Consider the following 25,917-nt stretch of genomic DNA (forward strand, 5'->3'; position numbering starts at 1 on the left):
CTGGCACCAGGCGCAGACGAAACTGTCCGGTAACCTCGCTGCATGTCAGCCCGAGTGCACGTCGTCACGGACTCCACCGCGGGTCTGTCGGCGCTCGAGGTGCTTAGGCACCCGCTGACAGTCGTACCGCTGCAGGTGGTGATCGGCGGCACGTCGTACGACGACGGCGCGACCAGTGCCGACGCGGTCGCGGAGGCGCTCAAGACCTTCACCCCGGTCTCGACCAGCAGGCCCGCTCCCCAGTCATTCGCCGACACCTACGCCGAGTGTGCCGCCGCCGGGGCCGAGTCGATCGTGTCGATCCACCTGTCGGGGGACATGTCCGGCACGTTCGAAGCAGCGATGATCGGCGCGAAGGAGTCGCCCATCCCGGTTCGCGTCGTCGACTCGCGCTCGCTCGGCATGGGGCTGGGTTTCCCGGTCCTCGCAGCGGCAGAAGCAGCCGCCTCCGGCGCGGACCAGGCGGGCGTGGAAGCTGCCGCACGCTCCCGGATGGCCGCCATCTCGTCGTACTTCTACGTGGACACCCTGGAGTACCTTCGCCGTGGCGGTCGCATCGGTGCAGCCCAGGCACTGCTCGGTACTGCGCTGGCGGTCAAGCCGCTGCTCACCATCAGCGGCGGCCGGATCGTCCCGCTGGAAAAGGTCCGTACGTCGAGCCGGGCGATCGCACGACTCGCGGACATCGCCGTCCAGCGCGCCGGCGACGGCCCCGTCCAGATCGCGGTCCACCACCTCGCCAACCTCGACAAGGCGCACACTCTCGCCGACGGCCTGGCCGAGCGTCTTCCCCAGGCCGACGAAATAGTCCTCCGCGAGGTAGGCGCCGTCATCGGCGCGCACGTCGGCCCCGGCATGCTCGCCGTAGTAGTAGCGCCCCGCTAACCACCGCCGGCGACCCTCGGCGTCAGCTCCGCCTTCCGCCCCCTCTTTCCACAGGCCTGAAGGTTTCTCCGGCTTGCCGGGTTGCGGCTCGTACCTTCTCTGGCGTGAAGGTCAAACGCCGCACCCCAGAGCCCGACCCGGGCGAACGCCTGCGTGCTCTTGCGCGGCTGCGCGCCGCCGGCCCGGAGACGGTGGGGCGCGACGAGGAGCTGGGGAGGGATGAGGAGGTGCGAGGTGGATGGATTCCAGATCCTGTGCTGCCGGAGCGGTTGCGAGGGAGCAGATGGTCGCTGGCGCCGCGGCACGTCGCGGTGGTCACAGTCGTGCTCGTGCTCGGCCTTGCGTGGGCCGGCTGGTCGGTCTTCCACAACCGACCCGAGGTGGTTCCAGATGCCCGACCCGCCACGGGCATCGTCTCCGGATCACCCGTCGGACAACCGTCGCCGTCCGGCGTACCGGCATCCACCCCATCGACGCAGGTCGTCGTCGTCGACGTATCCGGAAAAGTCCGCCGTCCCGGGCTGGTCCGTGCCAAAGCCGGATCCCGCGTCGCCGACGTGCTTGCCCTGGCCGGCGGAGCTCTCCCCGGTGTCGACCTGACCAACCTGAACCTCGCCCGCCAGGTAGCCGATGGCGAACAGATCCTGGTCGGCGTCCCCGGCGGTGTTCCAGCCGGTACGCCGGCCGTCAGCCCAGGCGCTCCGTCCGGCACAGCCCAGGTAGACCTCAACACGGCCACGGTGGCCCAGTTGGAGGCCCTGCCAGGCGTCGGTCCAGTCCTCGCCCAACGCATCGTCGACTGGCGAACCGAACACGGCCGCTTCTCCTCAGTCGACGAACTTCAGGAAGTCTCGGGCGTCGGCGAGAAGAAGTTCGAATCCCTGAAACCCCATGTCCGCATCTGATCTCCGCGAAGCTCCGACGGAGGAGTCGCCGTCCGAAGAACCCCTCGATATTCGCCTACTAGCCCCCGCGGCCGCTGGCTGGCTGACCGCGATCCTCCTACTCACCCAACGGCCCTTAACCGGCGTCATCACCGCCCTGACCGCCCTGCTGATCGCCGCCGCGCTCCTGCTCACCCTCCGCCGCGCCCACGCCCAGACCACCAAACCTTCCACCGCAAGCCACCCCGCCAACGCGGCCGCGGGAGCACCGACAACGAGGTCTGTTGCGTCGGCAGCTCTGGTCACCGGCGTGGGCGTGGCGGCGGTGGTGGCGGGGATGGCGTTTGGGGCGGCGATGGAGGTGCAAGGACTGCGATCTGGGCCGGTGCCGGAACTGGCGTCGTCTCAGGCTGCGGTGACAGTGAGACTGAAGGTCGAGGGGGATCCGGCCCTCCGGACCAGCCCTGGGAACCGTCGGCCGCCATACGTGGTGGTTCGGGCAACGGTCGAAGAAGTGACCGGACGCGGCAAGACGACCCGAGTGCGGTCGCCGGTGCTGGTGATCGGCTCGGCTCAGTGGCAACGGGTTCGGTTCGGCCAGCACGTGCAAGCCAGCGGCAGGCTGGGGCCGGTCGAGCCGGGATCCGACCTGGCGGCGATTCTCTCCGCGCGGGCCACTCCCCGGGTCCTCGGCGAACCAGCGTGGTGGTTGCGTGCAGCGGAACGAGTCCGACTCGGGCTGAGGGAGGCCGTCGCCAATGAACCAGAAGCTGTGCGGGGCCTGGTGCCGGCACTGGTGATGGGTGACGAGTCCGCCCTACCTGCCGAGTTGGCCGATGACTTCAAGATCACTGGCCTGACTCACCTGTCGGCCGTCTCCGGGACCAACCTGACCTTGCTGCTCGCCTTCGTCCTGCCACTGGCCAGACTGCTCGGCGTACGGGCTCGTGGCCTGACGGTCGTCGGCTTGGCAATGGTCGTGGTCTTCGTGGTGCTCGCTCGCCCCCAACCGAGTGTGCTCCGGGCAGCGGTGATGGGGTTGGTCGCACTCGCCGCGATGACCAGTGGCGGCGGTCGGCGGCGCGCGGTGCGGACGTTGTCGGTCGCGGTGATCGCGCTGCTGCTACTCGACATGTCCTTGGCGAGATCGGCTGGCTTCGCCCTGTCGGTGCTTGCAACTGCAGGGATCGTGCTGCTGGGCCCGGGCTGGCGAGATGCACTTGCGGGATGGATGCCGCTTCGCCTGGCTGAGGCGATCTCGTGCCCGCTCGCGGCCCAGCTCGCCTGTACTCCGGTGGTGGCGTGGCTGTCGGGTCAGGTCTCGCTCGTCGCGGTGGCAGCCAACCTGCTGGCAGGTCCTGCGGTCGGCCCGGCGACGATCGTGGGCTTCGGAGCTGCCGGTATCGCCTTGCTCAGTGAGGACCTCGCGCGCCTCGCAGGTTGGGTGGCAGGTTGGCCCGCCCGATGGATCATCTTCGTCGCGCAGAGAGGTGCGGATCTCCCCGGCGCGGCCAGCGCGTGGCCCGCCACGGTGATCGGCGTCGGCGTGCTGACCTTGATCTGCCTCGCGTTGGTCGTCGGTCTGCATCGGCTGCTGGCTCGGCCGATCGCCATGGTCCTCGCCGTCATATTGGTCGCTGTCGTCGTACTGCGACCCGTCGGCTCGTTCGGGTGGCCTCCAGGCGACTGGCTCTTGGTCGCCTGCGATGTGGGTCAAGGCGACGGCCTCGTACTACGTGTCGGTGGTGCAGCGGCCGTGGTGGTCGACACAGGCCCAGATCCCGCAGCAATGGATCGGTGCCTACGCGAGCTCGACGTGACGTCTGTGCCGGTACTACTCCTGACCCACTTCCACGCGGATCATGCGGGGGCCTCGCCGGTGTTCTGAAGGGGAGGAAGGTCGACGAGATCGAGGTGACGCCGTACTACTCTCCACCAGCAGAATATCGACGGGTGATCGAGCTGGCCGGTCTGCATCAGGTGCCGATCCGCACCGTCGGCTTCCACGAGCAGCGGGTCGTCGGGCCGGTCTCCTGGACTGCCTTGTGGCCGGCGCGGGTGCCTGCCCTGCCCCAATCGGGTCAATCGTCGGCAACACCGACCGATGAGGGATCACCGGAGAACAACGCGAGTATCGCGATGATGGTCGAGGTCTCCGGCCTCCGGATGCTGATGACCGGCGACCTGGAACCGGAGTCTCAGCGAGCCGTCGTCGCCAGCGGAGTGGACCTCAAAGCCGATGTGCTGAAGGTGCCGCACCACGGCTCCGGCCAACAGGACCAGACCTTCATCCAGGCAACCGGAGCCAGGCTCGCACTGGTCTCCGTCGGTATCGACAACGACTACGGCCACCCCGCGCCCCGCACCCTCGATCTGCTCTCCCACGCCGGAATGACCATCGCCAGAACCGACACCCAAGGCTCCATCGCGGTCGTCCGCTCCAACGCCCACTTGGCCCTGACCACCCAAGGCCGTTCGCCCTGACCATCTTGTTCTTCCGTGCTGTCGGGCCTGCTGGAGGCGAAGAGAGCTGCGTGAGTTGGTGCCGGGAGAGTTGGGTCCGGGTTTGTCGGTGCGGCATGGCATGCTGGCGGGCGTTATGGCAGCTCGAAAGAATTCCGCGCCCAAGCTGGGTGACGTCCTGCTCGTCACCGGCGCCGAGACGTTCCTTGCCGACCGTGCTGTCCGGTCCGCGATCGCGGCCGTGTCGAAGGTCAGCGCCGAGGTCGAGGTGACGGACCTCAGCGCGGCGGACCTCGACGTCGGGGTGTTCGCCGAGTTGACCGGGCCTTCGCTGTTCGCGAGCGAGCGGGTGCTTGTGCTCCGGATGCTCGAGAACCTGCCCGCCGAGATGGCGCCGAATCTGATCGACTATGCGGGTTCGCCCGCGGACGACGTCCTGGTCGTGTTCGTGCACTCCGGCGGGCAAAAGGGCAAGGCGGTTCTCGACAAGTTGCGGAAGGCCTCGGTCAACGAGGTGGTGGCGACCGCGCCGAAGACGTGGGAGCTGCCACAGTTCGTCGTCGGCGAGATCCGGTTGCTCGGTGGCAGCATCGACGAGCGCGGAGCGGCCGCGCTGGTCGACGCGGTCGGGCATGATCTGCGAGCACTCGCGGGAGCCTGCTCGCAGTTGGTGTCGGACTCCGGCGGCCAGCCGATCAGCCCGGACCTGATCGGGCAGTACTTCGGCGGCCGCGCCGAGGTGACGAGTTTCGCGGTGGCCGATGCGGCGATCGCCGGGCGGACCGAGCCGGCGCTTGAGCAGTTGCGGTGGGCATTGGACTGCGGGGTCGCCGCGGTCCTCGTCACCAGCGCGATGGCCGGGGGACTGCGCGGACTGGCGAAATACACGAGTGCGCCGAGCGGGCTCCGAGAAGCTGACCTGGCGCGCGAGGTCGGCGTACCGCCGTGGAAGTTGAAGACCCTCAGGCAGCAAGCACGCGGTTGGACGCCCGGCGGTCTTGCCAAGGCCATCAAGGCGGTCGCTCAAGCCGACGCCGACGTCAAAGGCGCCTCCGGCGACGCCGGCTACGCCCTCGAGCGAATGGTCATCACCGTCAGCCAATCCCACGGCCGCCGCTGAGGGATTCCGGGTACGCAAAAACGATCGGCCCGGTCCGCGGGGCGGATGGGCCGATCGTCAAGGCGCGATCAGAGAGAAGCGGCCTTCTTGAAGATGGACGACTTCCGGTTGGCAGCCTGGTTGGCGTGGATGACGCCCTTGCTGGCGGCCTTGTCGAGCAGGCGGGCGGCCACGCGGGCGTTCTCCTGCGCCTTCGCGGCGTCGCCGGCGTCGGCGGCCTCACGGAAGCGGCGAACTGCCGTCTTGAGGGTCGACTTCACAGACTTGTTGCGAAGCCGCGCAGCCTCGTTCTGGCGGTTGCGCTTGATCTGGGACTTGATGTTCGCCACGGAGCAGAGCCTCGATCAGGAGTTTGCGGTCAATACAGGAAAGGTGGTGCGTGCACGGGTGAGTACCAACGCACACGCGCGAAGAGACAGACTAGCAAGAAGCCCTGGTCAGCACCAAACCGACCGACGCTGCCGACATCGTCGAACTCACCCACCCCGAGGCTACATCCCTGCCGGGGAGCAGCCGCCGCCGAGCGTAGGAGCACGGCGGCGGACCTGCCCCGGAGCGGGTTCAGTACGGCGCTAGTCGGCGGCGGGGGCAGCTGACCCGACGCAGCGCGGGCCGATGGCTGGATGGGTCAGGTGGTGGATTCGGCGGTGGACTTGAGGGCTTGGAGGGTCTTGTGGATGCCGGACTGGTTGCGGTGTCGGCGGTTACCGAAGAGCCAGCGGAAGGCGGGGCGGAGGATGGCAGGGCGGTGGTCGGTCCAGGATTCGCTGAGTTCGCAGCCGGTGGCGGTGGGGGTGAACTCGTAGGTCCAGAGGGCGATCGGGACAGGGCCGAAGTGGATGCGGAAGGAGAACCGGCGGCCTGGTGAGGCCTCCAGTACCTCGCCCTGGGTGAACCAGCGGATCGCACCGGCCCGGTTGTGGCCGATGAAGCGGGCGCCGGCCACAGCGCTCGTCGTACCGGCGGTCCAGGTCACGCGGGTGCACTCGGGGCTCCATTCACCCATCCGGGGCAGGTCGCTCACCAGGGCGTAGAGGCGGTCCGGCGGCGCGTCGACGGTGATCGACTCGGTGAAGTCCGGCATGGTCTGTTCCTCCTGGCGCTGACGGTGATTCGCCGTGACACGTGCTGAACCGAGCGTGACATCGAGCACCGACGACGGCATACTCGGGCCCGCGTCAGGCCGATACCGCGGGGGCGCCGGCCGCCAGAAGCTCCACCGACGCCCTGCCGGCCCCGCCGAGGATCCACAAAAGCTTCATCCCAGCCTGGAGGAACTTCGTGTCATCGCCCGCCCGCCCGCGTCGCCGTACGGCCGTCGTCACGACCCTCGCAGTCCTCACTGCAGCGGCAACCGCAGCAGGATTCAGCCTGGCCGACCAGGCCACGGCGGGAACCGCACAGCTGGGACCGGACGTGCCCGAGTCGCCCACCGGTGCGTACATCGTCCAGCTCGACGATTCCCCGGTCGCGGAGTACGACGGCGACATCGCAGGCCTGCCGGCGACGCGAGTGCTCCCGGGCGGCAAGTTGGTCCGTGAGGCGGGGCAGGTCGTCTCCTACGTCCAGCACCTCGCGGGGGAGCGGGCCGCGGTGCTCGACCAGGTCCCGGACGCCACCAAGCTGTACGACTACAGCTACACCTACGCCGGGTTCTCGGCACGGATGGCGCACGACGAGGCGGTGAAGCTGGCCAAGACCTCAGGTGTGAAGAGCGTCGAGGCGAGCGGGTTCCAGCACCAGGACACCGTCGACACCCCGCGATACCTCGGCCTCTCGGGCAAGGGCGGGGCCTGGCAGCAGGCGGGCGGCATCGACAAGGCCGGGGACGGCGTCATCATCGGCATGATCGACACCGGCTTCGTGCCGGAGCGGCCCAGCTTCGCGCCGATGAAGACCACCAAGCAGTCGGACGCTCTGGTCGCGAAGAAGTGGAAGGGCACCTGCCAGGTCGGGGAGGAGGCCCCGGTCGCCTGCAACAACAAGGTGATCGGCGCCCGGTACTTCGACGCCGGCATCGGCAACCGCCCCATTGCCGAGGAGTTCCGCTCGCCGCGGGACTACGGCGGCCACGGCACCCACACAGCCAGTACTGCGGCCGGCAACAACGGCGTCGACATGTCCGTACTAGGCAGGGACTACGGCAAGGGCTCGGGTATCGCGCCGCACGCCCGGCTGGCGATCTACAAGGTGCTCTGGGCGGTTGACGCAGCCGGAGGTGGCACCGGCACGGACGCGGACATCGTGGCGGGCATCGACGCGGCGGTCGCGGACGGTGTCGACGTCATCAACTATTCGATCTCCGGCTCCGGCTCCAGTTTCGTGAACTCGACCGCACTGGCCTTCCTCCGGGCGGCCCGCGCCGGCGTGTTCGTCGCGACCAGCGCGGGCAACACCGGCCCCGGCGTCAGCACGGTCGGCAAGAACTACCCCTGGGTCACGACCGTTGCCAACGGCACCCATGATCGCGAGGTCCAGACCACGGTCGTCCTCGGCAACGGAAAGTCCTACACCGGCGCGGGGATCGGCGCGGGCACAGCCGACGCCCCGGTGATCCTGGCCAAGGATGCGGGTCTCGCCGGAGCGAACCCGACCAATCTCATCCTCTGCCTGCCGAACACGCTCGACTCCACCAAGGTGACCGGCAAGATCGTCGTCTGCGACCGCGGTGTCAGCGCGCGGGTCGACAAGAGCCTGCAGGTGAAGAACGCCGGGGGCATCGGCCTGATCCTGGTGAACCCGACGGCGAACACGCTGGACTCCGACCTGCACTCGGTCCCCACGGTCCACCTCGATCACGTCGCCGCGCCCGAGATCAAGGCGTATGTCAGCGGCACCACCAACCCGACGGCCAAGATCGAGCCGGCTCAGACGGTCCGGGTGAACGCCCCGAAGGTCGCCAGTTCCTCGAGCCGCGGTCCTGCCCTGGCCGGCAACGGTGACCTGCTCAAGCCCGACATCATGGCGCCGGGCACGAACATCCTCGCCGCGACCAGCGCGTTCAGCGCGGCCGGCGGCCAGTACGCGTTCATGAGCGGCACGTCGATGTCGACCCCGCACATCGCCGGTGCGGCCGCCGTGCTCAAGGGGAAATACCCGAACTGGTCGCCGATGGCCATCAAATCGGCTCTGCTGACCACCGCCAACTCCCTCGACACCAACGGCGACCCGATCAAGAACGACTCGGGCTCACCGGGCAACCCGTTCGGCTACGGCGCGGGCATGGTCCAGCCGAAGAGGGCGATGGACCCGGGCCTGGTCTACGACTCGTCGTACGACGACTGGGCGCGGTTCGTCTGTGGGTCGGGACAGGTGCCGGACACGCACGAGCTGTGCGCCAAGGGCAAGCTCGACCCGAGCGACCTGAACTACCCGACGATCGCGATCGGGGATCTGGCCGGCAAGCAAACAGTCAAGCGGACCGTGCGGAACGTGGGCCTGCTGCCCGAGATCTACACACCGAAGGTGGAGGGGCTCGCTGGCGTCAAGGTGACGGTCACGCCGAAGTTGCTTGTGGTTCTGCCCGGCGGCACAGCGACGTACAGGGTGACCTTCGAGCACGATGGTGCGCCGCTGGACCAGTACGCGTTCGGCAAGCTCAACTGGCGGTCGAGCCGGCATACCGTCAGCAGCACGCTGGCGATCCGGCCGCAGACCGTCAAGGCGCCCGCGGAGGTCAACGGCACCGCCACGAGCGGCTCTGTCGAGGTCCCGATCACCGCTGGCTACACCGGCACGTTGTCGACTGCTGTCACCGGTCTGGTCCCGGCCGCCATCGAGAACGCGACGCTCAAGAACCCGACCGGCACGGCCTTCCCGACCACCAACCCGGCGGTCAATGACCACGTCGCCAAGTTCACCGTCGCTGTGCCGGCCGGTACGAAGCATGCCCGCTTCTCGACCTTCGGCTCCGACTACCCGGCCGGGACAGACCTTGATCTCTTCATCTACAAAGCCGGTACTACGGCTGTGCTCGCCGCCAGCGCGGGTGGCTCGTCCGACGAAGAGGTCAACCTCCCGGCCCCGGCAGGTGGTTCCTACGACGTCTACGTCGACCTGTCCGCCGGGCCCGGTCAGCAAGCGGTCAAGCTCAACCACTGGGAAGTCGCGAACCCGGCAGGCAACCTGACGGCGACTCCGGCCTCGCAAGCAGTCCAGGCCGCGGGACAAGTCTCTGTCACCGCGACCTGGACAGGTCTCACCGCGAACACCCGCTACCTCGGCCGCCTCGCCTTCTCCGACGGCGCCGACGGCTCCGGCTCGACCCTGGTCCGCATCGACAGCTGACCACCAGCCAGTCAGTCGACAGACGCCAGCTGATCACCAGCCGCTGAGTCGTCGAAGCCCAGGCCTCGGCGGCTCACGGCTGGTGCAGTTTGAACAGGGATCCGGCCGGGCTGGTGAGAACCAGCTCGCAGAAACCCGACGTCACGTCGCACCGGTAGACCGGCTGGGCTTGTGTCCGCTCTTCGCGGGGGTCCGAGGGCCGTCGGCACCGCCCGCCTCGCGTTGGGGTCGGGGATGGCGAACGGCAACGCGATGACATGGGTGTCGTCCTCGAAGACCGCGGCGGTGGAAACGCTGCATCAGCCCAGGCGTTCGCGTAGCCAGTCGAGGTGAACCAGGGCCGTCTCGCGCTGCCAGGTGCGGATCGTGGGCAGCCCGGGCGGGGCCGGCTGGCTGCTGCCCCACCAGAGACCTCCGGCGATCCCCGCCAGAAACCCGGTGATCCCCGCGTCGTCCGGTAGTTCGGGTAGGTGCACCGATTCACGCATGTCGGCGTGCAGGATGACCGTGTCGGCCCAAGGGGCTGCCAGTGCGGCGTGCGCCCAGTCGATGAACACGACTCGGGTCTCCGTCAGCATGATGTTGTCAGCCCGCAGATCCCAGTGGGACAGGCCGTCACCCTTGGCCAAGGCGTCCAACCCGGTCCGCGCCAGCCTTGCCAGCTCTGCCTCCCTCCCAGCGGCCCAAGCCGGTACTGCGAGTCCGTCGGCGATCACGTTGTCCCACCGGCTGAGGAACACCTCGCTCCGCACCGCCGCGACAGGGGCATCCGGCCACGGAGACGGTTGGAGGGCCTCGGTCAGCTCGTCCAGGGCATCGAGCACCCGGGAGGCGTCGTGCGGATGCCACGGATGTGGCGGCAGGTATCCCTCGATGTCCTCGAGCAGCAGGGCCACCCAGTCGCCGTCGTCGTAGACGTCGTACAGGAAAGGGGTGTAGGGCAACGAATGCGCCGCGAGTCCCTGCATCGCCGCGATCTCGTTGCGGAACAACCTCGGGGTGTCCGGGTTCAGCGAGGTTCCGACGGCTTTTACGAAGGCACGCCGGCCTGAGTTGGTGACGAGGCGCGCGGCCACCCCGGGGGAGAAGCCGCCTTGCTGGGTGCTGAAGGCGACGACCGACGAGCCGAGCGAACGGTCCACCCAGGCCCGTACCCGGCCGGGAACCTCTTCGTAGGGCAACCGGACTCCGACAGCATGCGCCATGCATCCCGAGGATAGACGCCGAGAAGTTCCCTCGCGCCGTATTTCGGGGGGTGCACCAGCACCCAGGTGAGTGCCTCATCACGCTCTGCGACGATTCATCGAGCGCTCCATCCACAGCTGTGCGCACGGATGCGGAAAGGAGTGGTGCGCCATGGGATGATTGAGGGGTTGCCCGCACCCTGAGATGAACTGGACCCCACTTCGTGCCCGCTGTCCCCACGACCGTGCCGCAGCCGGGTCGTACCGACCCTTCGCTGATCCGGAACTTCTGCATCATCGCCCACATCGACCACGGCAAGTCGACGTTGGCCGATCGGATGCTGCAGATCACCGGTGTCGTCGACGGCCGTCAGATGCGGGCCCAGTACCTGGACCGGATGGACATCGAGCGCGAGCGCGGCATCACGATCAAGTCGCAGGCGGTCCGGCTGCCTTACGCGCCGAAGCCGGACAGCCCAGGCGGGCTGCTCGCACCCGACGGCACGACGTACATCCTGAACATGATCGACACCCCCGGTCACGTGGACTTCACCTATGAGGTATCCCGGTCGCTGGAGGCGTGTGAGGGCGCAGTACTGCTGGTCGACGCGGCGCAGGGTATCGAGGCGCAGACGCTGGCGAACCTCTACCTGGCGCTGAACGCGGACCTGCACATCATCCCGGTGCTGAACAAGATCGACCTGCCGGGCGCGATGCCGGAGAAGTACGCCGCCGAACTGGCCCACATCATCGGCTGCCGTCCCGAGGACGTACTGCGGGTCTCGGCGAAGACCGGTGAAGGCGTCGAGGACCTGCTGAGCGAGATCGTCGCCCAGGTCGAGCCGCCGAAGGGTGTCAAGGACGCTCCGCCGCGCGCGCTGATCTTCGACTCGGTCTACGACACGTACCGCGGTGTGGTGACGTATGTCCGGGTGGTCGACGGCGAGCTGACCCACCGGGACAAGATCAAGATGATGTCGACCGGCGCGGTGCACGAGATGCTCGAGGTCGGGGTCATCTCGCCCGAACCGATGAAGTCGCCGAGCATCGGCGTCGGTGAGGTCGGCTACCTGATCACCGGCGTGAAGGACGTCCGCCAGTCCCGGGTCGGTGACACCGTCACGTCGGCCGTGCACGGCGCGACCGAGGCGCTGGGCGGTTACAAGCACCCGCAGCCGATGGTCTACTCCGGGCTGTTCCCCATCGACGGGGACGACTACCCGACGCTGCGCGACGCACTGGAAAGACTGCAACTGAACGACGCGGCCCTGCAGTACGAGCCGGAGAGCTCGGGCGCCCTCGGGTTCGGCTTCCGCTGCGGCTTCCTCGGCCTACTGCACATGGAGATCGTCCGCGAGCGGCTCGAGCGCGAGTTCGACCTGGATCTGATCTCGACCGCGCCGAACGTGGTGTACCGGGTCGAAATGGAGGATGGCAAAGAGCACGTCGTTACCAACCCCAGCGAGTTCCCCGAAGGCAAGATCGCCGAGATCTACGAGCCGGTGGTGCGCGCGACGATCCTCAGCCCGAAGGACTACATCGGCGTCATCATGGAGCTGTGCCAGACCAAGCGGGGCAACCTGCAGGGGATGGAGTACCTGTCCGAGGACCGGGTCGAACTCCGCTACACGCTGCCGCTGGCCGAGATCGTCTTCGACTTCTTCGACCAGCTGAAGTCCAAGACCAAGGGCTACGCCTCGCTGGACTACGAGCCGACCGGCGAGCAGGCCGCGGCGCTGGTCAAGGTGGACATCCTCCTGCAGGGCGAGACCGTCGACGCCTTCTCTGCGATCGTGCACCGCGACAACGCCTACTCCTACGGCGTCGCACTGGCCGGCAAGCTCAAGGAACTGATCCCGAGGCAGCAGTTCGAGGTCCCGATCCAGGCCGCGATCGGATCCCGGATCATCGCCCGCGAATCGATCCGGGCGATCCGCAAGGACGTGCTGGCCAAGTGCTACGGCGGTGACATCACCCGGAAGCGCAAACTGCTGGAGAAGCAGAAGGAAGGCAAGAAGCGGATGAAGATGGTGGGCCGGGTCGAGGTCCCACAGGAGGCCTTCATCGCGGCGCTCAAGACCAGCGACGGCCCGGGGGAGAAGGCCAAGAAGTAGTGCCGGTCGAGATCCCCGCCGACTTCCTCGTCATCGCATCGCGCGGTCCGGACTGGGCCGCCTGGCTGGACCGGTTGCCGCGGCTAACCCGTGACCTGCTCGCCGAGTGGGACCTGCGGGTCGACGGCGACCCGTCGTACGGGAACTGTGCGCTGGTGGTGCCGGTGACAACGGCCGACGGTCAGCAGGCGATGCTCAAGGTGCAGTTCCCGCACTGGGAGGCGGAGCACGAACACCTCGCGCTGCGGACCTGGGACGGGAACGGCACGGTGAAGTTGTTGCGGGCGGATCCGCGTCGCTACGCGATGCTGCTCGAACGGTTGCACTCGCGGGACCTGACGACTGTCGGCGATCTCGAGGCCTGCGAGATCATCGCCTCGACCTACCGGCGGTTGCACGTGCCGGCCGGTCCGCAGTACCGGGCGCTGTCCGCCGAGCTGAAGCGGTGGATCGCCGACTTCCGCCAGCTGCCTTCGTCGGCGCCAGTCCCACACCGGTATGTCGAACAGGCGATCTCCCTGGCGGAGGATTTCGCGTCGGACCCGGACTGCGACGGCCGGCTGATCCACAGCGACCTGCACTACTTCAACGTGCTGGCGGCGGATCGCGAACCGTGGTTGGTGATCGACCCGAAGCCGCTGTCGGGAGATCGGCACTACGAGGTCGCGCCGCTGCTGTGGAACCGGTGGGACGAGGTCGTTGCCTCGGGCGACCTTCGGTTCGCCGTGCGGCAGCGCTTCTATGCCGCGGTGGACGCCGCTGAACTGGACGAGGACCGAGCCCGCGACTGGGTGATCGTCCGGCAGATGCTCAACGTCCTCTGGACCCTGCGCGACGCCGTCGCCGACGAGTCCCTTCCCCAGGACTGGCTCACCCGCAACATCGCCATCGTCAAAGCGATCCAGGACTGACCGCCCGCTCCCGTTCCTCCCGTACTCCGCTACGCAACCGGTGGCCCCTGGCCCCTGATCGCGCGCGGGCTCGGTGCTGCCCACACGCCGCCCTCCGGTCGGCTCATGCATCCCGGTGCCCGGCGCGGCCGCCGCAGCTCCGCGGGCCGATGAATCCGCCTCGTCGAGCTCGACTCGGCGGTCCTGCTCGAGATCGGGATTATCCGACCAGTAGTGCGATTCCCGATGGTCCAGCCCTGGCGACCCCACCATTCGAGGAGTTCACCCTCACTCGCGGCTCGTGCCGCAGGGGAGCCCGCGGCCGCGGCATTCCAGCGCGCCAGGGTTGGCTCCTGATCTTGTGGGTTGCACCACAATTATCTGGTGGGTCAACCCACACTTTCGGGGGGTAACCCCTGCGCGAGCAGGCGCTACTGCGACCACCGGTTCCCGCCGGTGTACGTCGCCTCGGCTCGGAATATCCGCCGCAGCCGACCCCGCGCGGGGCGACCGCGGGAAACTCGGTGGAGGTGTGAGGGCGGGCGGGGGAGGATGCAGCTATGCGCTTGTTGACGGTGAATGTGGTGGAAGAGCTGCTACCGGGGCCTAAGGAGACCGGGCGGACGGCTATCGACAAGCGGCCGCAGGTGGGGCGGGTGCCGGTGGGGGAGTTGGGGCTGCGCGGGGACACCGTGTGCGACGTCGAGAATCATGGCGGGCCGGATCTGGCGCTGTATTCCTACGCCCAGGAAGACGCTGACTGGTGGGCTGAGCAGCTCGATCGGGAGATTCCGCCAGGGCTGTTCGGGGAGAACCTGCGGACCGAGGGGCTCGACATCACCAATGCGTTGATCGGGGAGACCTGGCGGTTCGGGGACGGGCCGGACGCGGTCGAGGTGATGGTGCGGGCACCGCGGATCCCCTGCATCACGTTCCAGCATCGGATGCAGATCCCCGGCTGGGTCAAGCGATTCCACCACGAGGGCCGTCCCGGCGCCTACCTCAAGGTGCTGAAGACCGGGACGATCGGTGCCGGCGACTCGGTGACGATCCTGCGTCGGCCTGAGCACGAGGTCACGGTGGGCGTGATGTTCGCCGCGCAGGATTCGGTCAGGATGCGGGGGATGCTCGACTCCGGCGTCGACCTGATGGATGAGCTCAGGGCCGACGCAGAACGCATCGCCGCGCGGGCCTGAAGCGCCTGCTGCCAGCACCGGGACAGTTGAGACGGCTGGCCCTGGCGACGCTGCTCAGCCGCGTCCTGTTCGTGCCCGTTGTGCGCTGGGCCGCCATACGCCGTACGCCGTACGCAATCGGCAGTGGTGCGGCAACCCGTCTAGGCCGGCGTCAGCCCGTCGGTTCCAGGTAGCCGAGTGCGGCGGAGATCTTGCGGGCTGCCTCGATCGCGGCGGGGGCCATCAGGGCGACCTGGGCGATTGACTGCTCGAGCGACAACGTCGAGATGCTGACCGCGGCGATCGCAGTACCGGTGTGGTCGTGGATGACTGCCGCCACACATCGGATGCCGGGCTCGTTCTCCTCGTCGTCGAGCGCATAGCCGCGGGCCCGCACCTGAACGAGGTCGGCCTTCAGTGCGGCGGCGGTCGTATGGGTCAACGGCGTCCGGGCCGGCAGGCCGGTCCGAGTGACGAGCGCATCGAGAGCTTCGTCGTCCTTCTCAGCCAGCAACGCCTTGCCGATTCCCGTGCAGTGCAGCCAGAACGCCTTGCCCACCCGCGACGGCATTCGATAAGGCTTCGGGCCGTCGAGGCGCGCGACGTAGATCGCCTCGTCGCCGTTCAACAGGCCGACGTGGACTGTGCAGCGGGTCTGGGCGACCAGGTCCGCGAGCACCGGACGAGCGACCGTCGCGAGGTCGACGTTGGTCAATGCGTGGCCGGCAAGCCGCAACGCCTTCGGTCCCGGATGATACGACCCGTCCTCGGCCTGGGCGACGAACTCGTGCTCGACCAGCGAGGCCATGATCCGGTGCACGGTCGACTTGGCCAGCCCGGTGGCGGTCACCACGTCGGTGAACCGGGAATGCTCGAGGACGGCGTCGAGGACCATCAGCGTCTTGTCGATGGCCGAGGGCGAACTCATGTCGCTCATCCTGTCACTCTCTCTCATCGGCGAGGTCTATCTCGCCAGCCAGCCACCGTCGACCGCGAGCACGTGCCCGTTGACATAGCCGGAGGCGGCCGAGGCCAGGAAGACCGCGGCGCCGACCAGGTCGTCGGGACGGCCCCAGCGCCCGGCCGGGATGCGGTCGCGGATGGCCGCTTCGCGTTCCGGATCCGCGCGCAGATCGGTGGTGTTGTCGGTACTGATGTAGCCGGGGGCGATCGCGTTCACCTGCACACCGGACGGTCCCCACTCGTTGGCGAGGGCTTTGGTGAGACCGGCGATCGCGTGCTTGCTCGCAGTGTAGGCGGGAACGGTGATCCCGCCCTGGAAACTCAGCAGCGAGGCGATCGTGATCACCTTGCCGCCGCCGCGGGCGACCATCGCGGCACCGATCGGACGGGTGATCGCCCAGGTGGAGTTGAGGTTCACGTCGATCACGTGCCGCCAGTCCTCGGCAGTCGTCTCGGCTGCGGCGGCTCGGCGGATCGTGCCGGCGTTGTTGACCAGGATGTCGATCGGGCGCCGCGTTGCAACCTCGATCGCGGCCGCCTCGACAGCCGCGGGATCGGCGAAGTCGGCCGTGATCACCGTGGCCTCGCCGCCGCCGTTCTCCTTGATGGCTTCGAGAGTGTCCTCGAGTGCCGCATCGCGAGCCAGCAGGATCAGGTCCGCCCCAGCAGCGGCGTACCCGGCGGCGATCGCAGCGCCGATACCCCGCCTGGCCCCGGTGACCAGGGCGGTCCTGCCCCGCAGGCTGAACGCGTCGGGCGGAGCCGGCGGACTGGATGCGGCAGCCGTCACCGCAGATCCTTCACGTCGACACCGTCCATGTCCGCGAAGGCCTGGTTCTCACCGGCCATCGCCCAGACGAAGCTGTACGCCGCGGTGCCAACGCCCGAGTGGATCGACCAGCTGGGGGAGATCACCGCCTCGCGATCCCCGACCAGCAGGTGCCGGGTCTCCTCGGGCTCGCCCAGCAGATGCACGATCCGCTCGGACGCGGGCAGCCCGAAGTACAGGTAGCACTCGGTACGGCGGTCGTGGGTGTGCGCGGGCATCGTGTTCCACGTGCTGCCCGGGTGGAGTGTGGTGACGCCGAGCACGATCTGGCAGCTCCGCACGCCGTCCGCGTGGATGTACTGGTCGATCGTCCGGCGGTTCGCGGTCTGCTGGTCGCCGAGCTCGAGGCGGTTACCCTCGCCGGGTTGGACCAGTGTGGTCGGGAAGTCGGTGTGTGCCGCAGCCGAGAAGATGTAGAACGCCGCGGACTCACCCGCGAAGACAACCTCGCGCGCGCCGCGTCCGGCGTACAGGCAGGCTCCGGTGGTCAGCTCGAACTTGGTGCCGTCGATCGTCACGGTGCCGGGCTCGCCGACGTTCACGATGCCGGCCTCGCGGCGTTCGAGGAAGAACTCGCTGCGCAGCTCGGGCCAGGTCCCCAGGGTGAGCGGGCCGCTCACCGGGCGGGCGCCGGCCAGCACGATCCGGTCGTGATGGGTGAGCACCGCGGTGATCGTGTCCGGAGTGAACAGGTCGTCGACCAGGTAGCTGCTGCGCAGTGTAGCGGTGTCGAAACCGGGGACCTGGTCGGGATGGGTGGCGTACCTGACCTGGAGGGCCTGCTGGGCTGGATTCACAGAACAAGGTTCTACTCAGCGGAACATCCTGTCAATCGTGGACCGCGTCATGGGCTGAACCTCGCAAATTGATAGGCGTCTGTGTTCCGCCTATTGACACCTAGTTCTGACAGGTGGAACCTTCCAGGCACATCCCCCCGCCCCTGGAGGAATCACATGACAGCCCTCGACTGGACGGTCCTGGCTGGCTACTTCGTGCTGATGGTGCTGATCGGAGTCTGGTCCCGCAGCAAGATCAAGACCGTCGTCGACTACTTCACGACCGGTGGCCGGATCCCTTGGTGGTTGTCGGGGATCTCGCACCATATGTCCGGCTACAGCGCGGTCATGTTCGTGGCCTTCGCCGCGGTCGCCTACAGCTACGGCATCACCGTCTACGTCTGGTGGGCGATGTCGATCGGCATCGGCGTCGGCATCGGCGCGTTCCTGTTCGCCGCCCGGTGGAACCGGCTCCGCGCGAAACACGGCGTCGTCTCGCCGCTGGAATACCTCGCCCGGCGCTACAACCTGCCCACCCAGCAAGTGCTGGCGTACTCCGGTGCCGCGCTCAAGGTGGTCGACATCGCTGCCAAGTGGGTCGCGATCGCCGTGCTGCTGAACGGATTCACGGGCGTTCCGATGCGCTGGGGGATCCTGCTGACCGGCGTGGTGACGATGCTCTACGCGACCCTCGGCGGACTCTGGGCCGACGTACTGACCGACTTCGGCCAGTTCATCATCCAGGCCGCGGCCGGGATCGCGATGTTCGTCGGCGTGCTGTCGCACCTGGACGGCATCCCCACGCTGTGGAGGATGTGGGACCAACTTCCGGCAGGGCACGGCGATGCGTTGAACGGGCCTTACACGCCGATCTTCTTGATCGCGTTCCTGTTCATCAAGACCTTCGAGTACAACGGCGGCATGTGGAACCTGGCCCAGCGCTACATGGCAGCGCCGTCGGGTTCCGATGCCAAGCGCTCGGCGCTGCTGTCGTCGGCGCTGTGGCTGGTCTGGCCGCTCGTGCTCTTCATCCCGATGTGCGCCGCACCGCTGCTGGTGCCGAACCTGGCCAAGCCCGAACAGTCGTACGTCGAGCTGGCGCAACTCCTGCTGCCGAGTGGACTCATCGGTCTCGTGCTCGCGGGATTCTTCTCGCACACGATGGCGATGGTGGCGTCCGACGCGAACGTCATCTCGTCGGTGATCACCCGCGACATCGGGCCGGTGCTCGTGCCCAAGCTACGCCGGCTGAGCGACGCCGGGATCCTGAGGTTCGCCCGGATCACCACCTTCAGCTTCGTCACCGTGAGCATGCTGATCGCGATCATCACCAACGGGCAGGGGGTTGTCCTGAAGATCGTCGTCGACCTGGTGGCCGCGACGATGGGGCCGATCTCGATCCCGCTGATGCTCGGCCTGCTGCCCTGGTTCCGCCGCAGCGGCTCGCGCGCGGCGATCGCGTCCTGGGCGATCGGGCTGATCGTCTGGGCGATCGTCAAGTGGGGCGTCGGCTCCACCGACACCACTCTCGTAGTTGCGTTGCCGCTGGCAACTTCTTTGGTGGTGTACGTCGGGCTGGGGCTGCTGCTGCCGGAACGCCGGGACGAAGTGGACGACCTGCTCGAGTCGCTGAACCACGACCCGGCCGCACTCGAAGACGTGCCCACGGGTCGAGCACCGGCGCTGAGCTGACCGACAACCAGGAACAATGTTCCGCTAGACAGAACAATCCAGGCTTCGTCTGAGGAGAGCTCTTATGCCCAACATCACCGTCGAACTGTTGTCCGGCCGCACCCTCGACCAGCGCCGCGAGTTCGTTGCCGCCGTCACCGATTCGGCCATCGCCATCCTGGGCGCCAAGCGCGAGTCGGTCCGCATCGTCTTCACCGAGATCGAGAAGACCGACGTAGCCAACGGCGGCGTCCTCGTCTCGGACTCCTGACGGTTCCCAGGCTCGGCCCGGCGTCCCTCCCCGCCCCGGGGACGCCGGGCCGGCATGCGCTCCGGGCTCCGGCGACGCCGGGCCGGCGTGCGCTCCGGACCACGGATCCAGGTCCCCGGCGCTGACCGCGTGAGCCCGGTTCGGGGGGAGGGTTGCCCCCTGAAATTGTGGGTTGCCACGTCAGATTCTCATGGTGCAACCCACCATTTCGTGCGACAACCCACCATTTCGTGGGTTGTCCGGGGTGCGAGTGGGGGGTGCCGGGGCGGGGATGGCCGGGGCGTGTCGGCTGCGGGGCAACCGTGGTGCTGGCGCCAGGCGGCGCCCGCTTTTCCACGCGTGGTCCTCCGATAGGCCCGCGGGGTAGCTCGGTGCGTTAGTCCTCTTCGCCGGCGGCGGGTGGCAGGGTGGGGTAGTCGAGGATCGGGTAGAGACCGACCGCGAACCCGTACGTCGTGTCGCCCGAGCGCGGGAGTTTGTCGAACTCGTGGATGATCGGATCCACGCGCTCCCAGAACTCCGCCGCACGTTCCGCGGGGATCCGGGCGTGCCGGATGAAGGCGCGTAGCCGGCCGGCGTCGTAGGCACCCTTGGACTCTTGCGCCGCGACTTCGAAGTCGTTGAAGTCCGGCGGGAACGGGTCATCGCCCGTGCGTCGGCCGAGACTGTGGTAGAACATCCGCGCCGCGCGTCCGTAGTACCGCTCGTCGATGGCGCGGACGCGCCGGGTCCGGACGACGCGCAGGATCCCCGCGTCGGCGAGCACCTTGACGTGATGCGCCACGGTGCTCTTCGGCCGCTTGACCGCTGTCGCGAGTTCGGTGACAGTCGCGGCCCGTTCGTGCAGCAGTCCGAGGATCGTCGTCCGGAGCGGATCGCTGATCGCGCGCACCTGCTCGGCGGTGGTCAGCTCGATGGTGTCTTCGAGCTCGTAATCCGGGACCGGGCTATTGATCGACATGATCGGTATAGACTAACATCACAGTTCGTTCCAAATATCCGGATCAATGACGAAGGCGAGCAGATCATGGCCGAGGTTGTGCTGTACCACCACGCTCAGGGACTCACGAAAGGGGTGGAATCCTTCGCCGATGAACTGCGCCAGGCGGGCCACGCCGTCCACGTGCCAGACCTCTACGAAGGGCACACCTTCGACACTCTCGACGACGGACTCGACTATGCGCGGCGGACCGGGTTCGGTGCGATCAGGCAGCGAGGTATCGCCGCCGCCGAGGAACTGGGTGACGCGCTGGTCTACGCGGGCTTCTCGCTCGGCGGGATGCCGGCACAGCAGCTGGCTCAGACCCGCACTGGGGCCAAGGGAGCGCTGCTGTTCCACTCGTGCGTGCCGGTGTCGGAGTTCGGTGACGCCTGGCCGGCCGGCGTTCCGGTCCAGGTGCACGGAATGGACGCAGACCCCTTCTTCACCGAGGAGGACGGCGACCTCGACGCGGCACGCGCCCTGGTCGACTCCACCGAGCAAGCCGAACTGTTCCTCTATCCCGGCAAGGAGCACCTGTTCGCCGACTCCTCACTGCCGTCGTACGACGAGGCTGCGGCTGCCCTGCTCACACGCCGGACGCTCGATTTCCTCGACCGGATCCGTTGAAAACCTGCGGTTCGTGATGCGTGGTCCGGCTCTGGCCGTCGTCGGGTGCAACCGACCGGGGTGCGGACGAAGCCCGATCGAGGTGACAGCGACGGATAGGCTCGGGCCATGCGAGTAGGAGTGTTCGGAGCAACAGGTCAGGTCGGCGGCGTCATGCGGGAGCTGCTCATCGAGCGGAAGTTCCCCGTTGATGAGATCCGGTACTTCGCGTCCGCGCGTTCGGCGGGGAGCCAGCTGCCGTTCGGGGACGAGAAGATCATGGTCGAGGACTCGGCCACGGCGGACTTCAAGGGTCTTGAGCTCGCGCTGTTCTCCAACGGCAAAACGGCTTCCAAGGAGTTCGCACCGAAGGTTGCCGCCGCCGGCGCGGTCGTCGTCGACAACTCCTCCGGCTGGCGGATGGACCCCGAGGTCCCGCTCGTCGTCGCCGAGGTCAACCCGGGCGACCTCGATCACCTGCCCAAGGGCATCGTGGCGAACCCGAACTGCACCACCATGGCCGCGATGCCGGTGCTCGCGCCGCTGCACCGCGAAGCCACCCTGACCCGTCTCGTGATCTCCACCTATCAAGCGGTCTCGGGCTCAGGCGGCGTCGGCGTACGGGAGCTGGAAGACCAGACCAAGGCGCTCGCCGACGGCGCCGCTCGCCTCGCCCGCGGCACGGACGGGATCACCTTGCCGGAGCCCAACGTCTATGCCGGCCCGATCGCGTTCAACGTCCTCCCGCTGGCCGGGTCGATCGTTGCCGACGGCACCGGTGAGACCGACGAGGAGCAGAAGCTCCGCAACGAGAGCCGCAAGATCCTGCACATCCCGGACCTCCTGGTCGCCGGCACCTGCGTCCGGGTCCCCGTGTTCACCGGCCACTCGCTGAGCATCCACGCCGAGTTCGCGGAGCCCCTCACACCCGAGCGAGCCGCCGAGCTCCTCGCCACTGCTCCCGGCGTGGAGGTCACCGACCTGCCCACTCCGCTGCACGCCGCCGGCAAGGACCCGTCGTACGTCGGCCGCATCCGCCAGGACCAGTCGGTCCCCGACAACCGCGGCCTGGTCCTCTTCGTCTCCAACGACAACCTCCGCAAGGGCGCCGCGCTCAACGCCGTCCAGATTGCCGAACTCCTCCAGCAGCGCTAGTCCGGGCGACCGAGCTGCTGCTGGACGAAGAGGTGACCGGCAGCAGCTCAGGAAAGACCATCCATCGGGTGATCGGCCGGAAGGTTCAGCAGCGGTAGTAGTCCTTGGTATAGAAGCCGTTGACCGCGCTCAGCGCGTGGTCGTAGCAGCCGCCGGTGCCGGACTCGCGGTACCGGACGGTCTGGGTTCCGGTGGCATGGCGTTGGTCGCGGGGAACGTTGTAGATCCAGGACGCGCGCCCGTCGTACGTCTCCTCGGTCTTGCGATCCGCGACGATCCGTCCCGCGATCGCGGTGGACATCCGGCTGCGGTCGTAGATGTCGAGATCGGTGACGACGTCGTAGGCGTCCGGGATCGTTGCATGCGGCAAGAAGCTGATGTAGCCGGACTTGCCGTACGTCAGGTCGGTCCGCTCCACCTTCGCGCCCGTGGTCACGACCGAGAGGTCGCGCCACGAGGCGTCCAGGGTGTCGCGGGACTCCCCGGCTTCCCAGACATGGTCGGAAGAATTCGAGAGAGTGCGCTCCACTGTGGTGCGGATCCGCCCGGCCGACGTCTCGACGTACCCGCTGATCTTCAAGGACCGGGATGCCTTCGTCAGCACCGATCCAGCGGCACCACTCGACCCGGTGACTTCGTCGGACTTGGTCAGCGGCGTCACGGAGTACGAGGTGATCGAGCCGCTTGTCTGCTTCGAGCGGGCGTCCGTCCAGACGTGCAGACTGGGCACGGTGAACCAGCCGCTCTGCCCGGCCGGTACGCCGACCACGTGGACGCGGAATTCGTGCGGCTTGCCGTCGCTGGCCAATCCGGCGAAGGGCGTCAGGTCATACTGCAGCGGCTTGATGTCGAAGGCGCGCGGCGCGGGGGAGGGCCGCCAGGCATACGGGTTCGACCAGCCGCCCGTGTAGATGTACGGATATGGCAGCGCGATCCCCGCGACCCTGCCGTCGATCTGTACTTCGACTTCCCTGTACGGCGAACCGTCCGGGCAGGAGTATCCAGTCGACGGGGGCGCCGAGGTGTCCCAGAACTCCTCGCAGCCACCGCCCGAGCCGGTCACGTAGACCTCGCCGAGCAGGCGGGACGTGTTCCGCGGCAGCGTTGCAGTACCGACGAGATCGGAGTCCTCGCGGCGTTGGTCCTGCAGCGGGAGTACCGCGGACGCAGTACGGGCGGCTGGTGCGCCGGGACCGGTCCGGTAGAAGTCGAGCGTGACGGTGATGTCGAGGACGCCGGTGTACGTCTCGTTGACGACATTGCCGAGCTCCATCACGACTGGCTGCGGCGATCGCAGCAAGGGGATGTACGCGCTGACGTCCTTCTCGACCTGCCAGCTGATCCCGTCCGTGCTGGGCTCCGGGGTCGACGTGCGGAAGACACCAACGCCGCCGATGGTGATGTGGCCGAGGCGGTCGTACTGGACGCCCTTGACCGAGCCCTGCATCCGGAACACGACCTTCGACCAAGGGCCGCGGCAGGCCGCCGGCGGCGTATAGGTTGAGGTGTAGGGATCGAAGTTCTTGAAGCCGTTCCTGACGATCTCGACCGAGCAGTGCCGGGTGTGCGGCACCGCAACGGGTGGAGCGGGAGTCCGGGGATCGGCATAGTCCGTGCCGAACTCGGAAGGCGGAGGTGCGGCGGTGGCGGGGGCCAGCCGGCCGAGGAGAAGGACGGACAGTGAGACTAGTGCCACAGACCGTGCGCGCATGTTGCGGAAACGTAATCGAGATGGTGCGGACGGGCAAGCGATGACCATGGTCAGCGCTGGCTCGTTCCATTACCGTTCGGTACCGACCCCCCTTGGAGGCCAGAGATGAAGCCCGTTGCCGACGGTCCCCAGCTCGCGTTGCTGAGCTCCCGCAAGGAGCACCTCGCGCAGATGTTCCTGGATCGCGTCGCCGCGACCCCGAACCGGGAGGCCTTCCGCTACCCGGTCGGGAGTGAGTGGAAGTCCGTCACCTGGCAGGAGACGGACGAGCTCGTACGCCGTCGTGCTGCCGGGCTGGTCGCGTTGGGAATCGAACCCGAGCAGCGGGTCGGTATTGCCGCCAGCACCAGGCTCGAATGGGCCGAGTGCTTCCTGGCGGCGGTGCTCGCGGCCGCGGCGACGACCACGATCTACCCGACCACGATGGGCGGGGATGTCGCGTACATCGTCGCTGACGCCGAGGTCCAGCTGGTGTTCGCCGAGGACGCGAGTCAGGTCGACAAGCTGCGCGAGCACAAGTCGGAAACCCCGTCACTGCGCAAGGTGGTGCTGATCGACGGCGAGCCCGACGAGCGCGACGGCGACTGGGTGATCTCACTGGCCGCACTGGACGACCTCGGCGCCAAGTATCTCGACGAGCACCCCGAGGCGATCGACGAGCGGGTGGCACAGCTCAAGCCCGAGCACCTCTGCACCCTCGTCTACACATCCGGGACGACGGGCCGGCCGAAGGGCGTGCGGCTGCCGCACTCGGTCTGGACGTACGAGGGCGCCGCGGTGGAAGGGATCCGGGTGCTGAGCCCGGATGACCTGCAGCTCCTCTGGCTGCCGCTGTCGCACGTTTTCGGCCAGGTGCTGTTGGCCGTGCAGCTCCAGCTCGGGTTCGCGACGGCGATCGACGGCCGGGTCGACAAGATCGTGGAGAACGCGGCGGCCGTGCAGCCGACCTTCATGGCGGCCGCGCCGCGCGTCTTCGAGAAGGCGCACGCGCGGATCGTGACGATGATGGAGGCCGAGGGCGGCGTCAAGGCGAAGCTCTTCCACTGGGCCTTCGGAATCGGCGAGCAGGTGTCGAAGCTCCGCCAGCAGGGTAAGGAGCCGAGCGGAGTACTGGCTGCGCAGTACGGGCTGGCGGACAAGCTCGTGCTGTCGAAGATCCGGGCGCGGTTCGGTGGCCGGATCCGGTTCTTCGTGTCGGGTTCGGCGGCGCTCGACAAGCACCTGGCCGAGTGGTTCCACGCTGCTGGGCTGCTGATCCTCGAGGGCTACGGGCTGTCGGAGACGGCCGCCGGCTCCACCCTGAACCGGCCCAACCAGTACCGGTTGGGCAGCGTCGGGCCGGTCTTCCCGGCCGCCGAGTTCAAGATCGCCGACGACGGCGAGATCCTGATCAAGGGCCCCGGCGTGATGAGCGGATACCACAACCTGCCCGAGCAGACCGCCGAGGTGATCGACGCCGACGGCTGGTTCCACACCGGCGACATCGGCCACTTCGAGGACGAGTTCCTCTTCATCACCGACCGGAAGAAGGACCTCTTCAAGACCTCCGGCGGCAAGTACGTCGCGCCGCAGGTGATCGAGGGCCGGTTCAAGATGATCTGCCCGTACGCGAGCCAGTTCCTCGTCCACGGCAACCAGCGCAACTTCGTCAGCGCCCTGGTGACGCTCGACCCGGAGGCGATCCAGGGCTGGGCCAAGCAGAACGGCCTGGACGGCAGGTCGTACGCCGAGATCGTCACGTCCGAGCAGGCGCGTCAGATGGTGCAGGGGTATGTCGACGAGCTCAACGCAGGCCTGAACCGCTGGGAAACCATCAAGAAGTTCACCATCCTCGAACGCGACCTCACGGTCGAGAGCGGCGAGATGACACCCAGCCTCAAGCTGAAGCGCAAGCACGTAGAGACGACCTACGGAGACCTGCTCGACAAGATGTACGAGTAGGCGGCCGACG

General features: G+C 67.8%; 22 protein-coding genes. 14 read left to right on the plus strand and 8 right to left on the minus strand.

Annotated features, from left to right (window positions below; translation table 11 throughout):
* Positions 1–42 precede the first annotated feature (42 nt).
* The 5 genes from ABD210_RS06520 to holA all read left to right on the plus strand — a co-directional run bounded on the left by ABD210_RS06520 (position 43) and on the right by holA (position 5,352).
* Positions 43–885 carry a DegV family protein gene (locus tag ABD210_RS06520; RefSeq protein WP_344109861.1) on the plus strand — a complete coding sequence of 281 codons (843 nt, stop codon included), beginning with the start codon at positions 43–45 and terminating at the stop codon, positions 883–885.
* A 104-nt stretch (positions 886–989) separates the two neighbouring features.
* Positions 990–1,790, plus strand: coding sequence for a ComEA family DNA-binding protein (locus ABD210_RS06525; protein ID WP_344109862.1), 801 nt, complete (start codon positions 990–992; stop codon positions 1,788–1,790).
* Positions 1,777–3,657, plus strand: a complete 1,881-nt coding sequence (locus ABD210_RS06530; protein WP_344109863.1) for a ComEC/Rec2 family competence protein — start codon at positions 1,777–1,779, stop codon at positions 3,655–3,657. The genes ABD210_RS06525 and ABD210_RS06530 overlap by 14 nt, the downstream gene beginning before the upstream one ends.
* Before the next feature lie 65 nt (positions 3,658–3,722).
* Positions 3,723–4,253 (plus strand): ComEC/Rec2 family competence protein, encoded by a 531-nt coding sequence (locus ABD210_RS06535; protein ID WP_344109864.1) that lies wholly within the window; start codon positions 3,723–3,725, stop codon positions 4,251–4,253.
* Positions 4,254–4,368: 115 nt separating this feature from the next.
* A complete protein-coding gene (gene holA / locus ABD210_RS06540; protein WP_344109865.1) occupies positions 4,369–5,352 on the plus strand; it encodes a DNA polymerase III subunit delta in 984 nt (327 codons plus the stop codon).
* Between the two features lie 68 nt (positions 5,353–5,420).
* Here holA and rpsT read toward each other — a convergent pair whose 3' ends face one another.
* Together rpsT and ABD210_RS06550 are read right to left on the minus strand one after the other, a co-directional pair.
* A complete protein-coding gene (gene rpsT / locus ABD210_RS06545; RefSeq protein ID WP_112245713.1) occupies positions 5,421–5,681 on the minus strand; it encodes a 30S ribosomal protein S20 in 261 nt (86 codons plus the stop codon).
* Positions 5,682–5,980: 299 nt separating this feature from the next.
* A complete protein-coding gene (locus ABD210_RS06550; protein ID WP_344109867.1) occupies positions 5,981–6,436 on the minus strand; it encodes an SRPBCC family protein in 456 nt (151 codons plus the stop codon).
* A 197-nt stretch (positions 6,437–6,633) separates the two neighbouring features.
* Here ABD210_RS06550 and ABD210_RS06555 point away from each other — a divergent pair, with 197 nt between their 5' ends.
* A complete protein-coding gene (locus tag ABD210_RS06555) occupies positions 6,634–9,639 on the plus strand; it encodes a S8 family serine peptidase (RefSeq protein ID WP_344109868.1) in 3,006 nt (1,001 codons plus the stop codon).
* A gap of 299 nt (positions 9,640–9,938) precedes the next feature.
* Here the strand turns inward: ABD210_RS06555 and ABD210_RS06560 are convergent, their stop codons facing one another.
* Entirely contained in the window at positions 9,939–10,844 is a 906-nt protein-coding gene (locus ABD210_RS06560; protein ID WP_344109869.1) for an aminoglycoside phosphotransferase family protein, read from the minus strand.
* Between the two features lie 203 nt (positions 10,845–11,047).
* Between ABD210_RS06560 and lepA the strand changes: the two genes are divergently transcribed.
* The 3 genes from lepA (at position 11,048) to ABD210_RS06575 (ending at position 15,023) form a co-directional block, all read left to right on the plus strand.
* Positions 11,048–12,937, plus strand: a complete 1,890-nt coding sequence (gene lepA / locus ABD210_RS06565) for a translation elongation factor 4 (RefSeq protein WP_344109871.1) — start codon at positions 11,048–11,050, stop codon at positions 12,935–12,937.
* Positions 12,937–13,848, plus strand: a complete 912-nt coding sequence (locus tag ABD210_RS06570; protein ID WP_344109873.1) for an aminoglycoside phosphotransferase family protein — start codon at positions 12,937–12,939, stop codon at positions 13,846–13,848. Before lepA ends, ABD210_RS06570 begins: the two co-directional genes overlap by 1 nt.
* A gap of 539 nt (positions 13,849–14,387) precedes the next feature.
* Entirely contained in the window at positions 14,388–15,023 is a 636-nt protein-coding gene (locus ABD210_RS06575) for an MOSC domain-containing protein (protein ID WP_344109874.1), read from the plus strand.
* Positions 15,024–15,174: 151 nt separating this feature from the next.
* Here the strand turns inward: ABD210_RS06575 and ABD210_RS06580 are convergent, their stop codons facing one another.
* Genes ABD210_RS06580 through kduI form a run of 3 tightly spaced genes read right to left on the minus strand, consistent with a single transcriptional unit; the run spans position 15,175 to position 17,591 of the window.
* Positions 15,175–15,930, minus strand: a complete 756-nt coding sequence (locus ABD210_RS06580) for an IclR family transcriptional regulator (protein WP_344109875.1) — start codon at positions 15,928–15,930, stop codon at positions 15,175–15,177.
* Positions 15,931–15,966: 36 nt separating this feature from the next.
* Positions 15,967–16,755 carry an SDR family oxidoreductase gene (locus ABD210_RS06585; protein ID WP_344109877.1) on the minus strand — a complete coding sequence of 263 codons (789 nt, stop codon included), beginning with the start codon at positions 16,753–16,755 and terminating at the stop codon, positions 15,967–15,969.
* The gene (gene kduI, locus ABD210_RS06590; RefSeq protein WP_344109878.1) at positions 16,752–17,591 is read right to left on the minus strand and encodes a 5-dehydro-4-deoxy-D-glucuronate isomerase; all 840 of its coding nucleotides are present in this window, start codon (positions 17,589–17,591) and stop codon (positions 16,752–16,754) included. Before kduI ends, ABD210_RS06585 begins: the two co-directional genes overlap by 4 nt.
* A 156-nt stretch (positions 17,592–17,747) precedes the next feature.
* On the opposite strand from kduI, the gene ABD210_RS06595 reads away from it, so the two are divergent.
* Complete coding sequence (locus ABD210_RS06595) at positions 17,748–19,262, plus strand: sodium:solute symporter family protein (protein WP_344109879.1); 1,515 nt, start codon at positions 17,748–17,750, stop codon at positions 19,260–19,262.
* Between the two features lie 64 nt (positions 19,263–19,326).
* Complete coding sequence (locus ABD210_RS06600; protein WP_344109880.1) at positions 19,327–19,512, plus strand: tautomerase family protein; 186 nt, start codon at positions 19,327–19,329, stop codon at positions 19,510–19,512.
* Positions 19,513–19,888: 376 nt separating this feature from the next.
* On the opposite strand, the gene ABD210_RS06605 is transcribed toward ABD210_RS06600, so the two are convergent.
* Positions 19,889–20,473, minus strand: a complete 585-nt coding sequence (locus tag ABD210_RS06605) for an ArsR/SmtB family transcription factor (protein ID WP_344109881.1) — start codon at positions 20,471–20,473, stop codon at positions 19,889–19,891.
* 66 nt (positions 20,474–20,539) lie between these two features.
* On the opposite strand from ABD210_RS06605, the gene ABD210_RS06610 reads away from it, so the two are divergent.
* Positions 20,540–21,121 carry a dienelactone hydrolase family protein gene (locus ABD210_RS06610; RefSeq protein ID WP_344109883.1) on the plus strand — a complete coding sequence of 194 codons (582 nt, stop codon included), beginning with the start codon at positions 20,540–20,542 and terminating at the stop codon, positions 21,119–21,121.
* A 108-nt stretch (positions 21,122–21,229) separates the two neighbouring features.
* Complete coding sequence (locus ABD210_RS06615) at positions 21,230–22,255, plus strand: aspartate-semialdehyde dehydrogenase (protein WP_344109884.1); 1,026 nt, start codon at positions 21,230–21,232, stop codon at positions 22,253–22,255.
* A gap of 85 nt (positions 22,256–22,340) precedes the next feature.
* Here ABD210_RS06615 and ABD210_RS06620 read toward each other — a convergent pair whose 3' ends face one another.
* The gene (locus tag ABD210_RS06620; RefSeq protein WP_344109885.1) at positions 22,341–23,966 is read right to left on the minus strand and encodes a peptide-N4-asparagine amidase; all 1,626 of its coding nucleotides are present in this window, start codon (positions 23,964–23,966) and stop codon (positions 22,341–22,343) included.
* Between the two features lie 105 nt (positions 23,967–24,071).
* On the opposite strand from ABD210_RS06620, the gene ABD210_RS06625 reads away from it, so the two are divergent.
* A complete protein-coding gene (locus ABD210_RS06625) occupies positions 24,072–25,907 on the plus strand; it encodes an AMP-dependent synthetase/ligase (RefSeq protein WP_344109886.1) in 1,836 nt (611 codons plus the stop codon).
* Positions 25,908–25,917 lie beyond the last annotated feature (10 nt).

This window comes from Kribbella alba (assembly GCF_039529635.1).
In the GTDB taxonomy this organism is placed as follows: domain Bacteria; phylum Actinomycetota; class Actinomycetes; order Propionibacteriales; family Kribbellaceae; genus Kribbella; species Kribbella alba.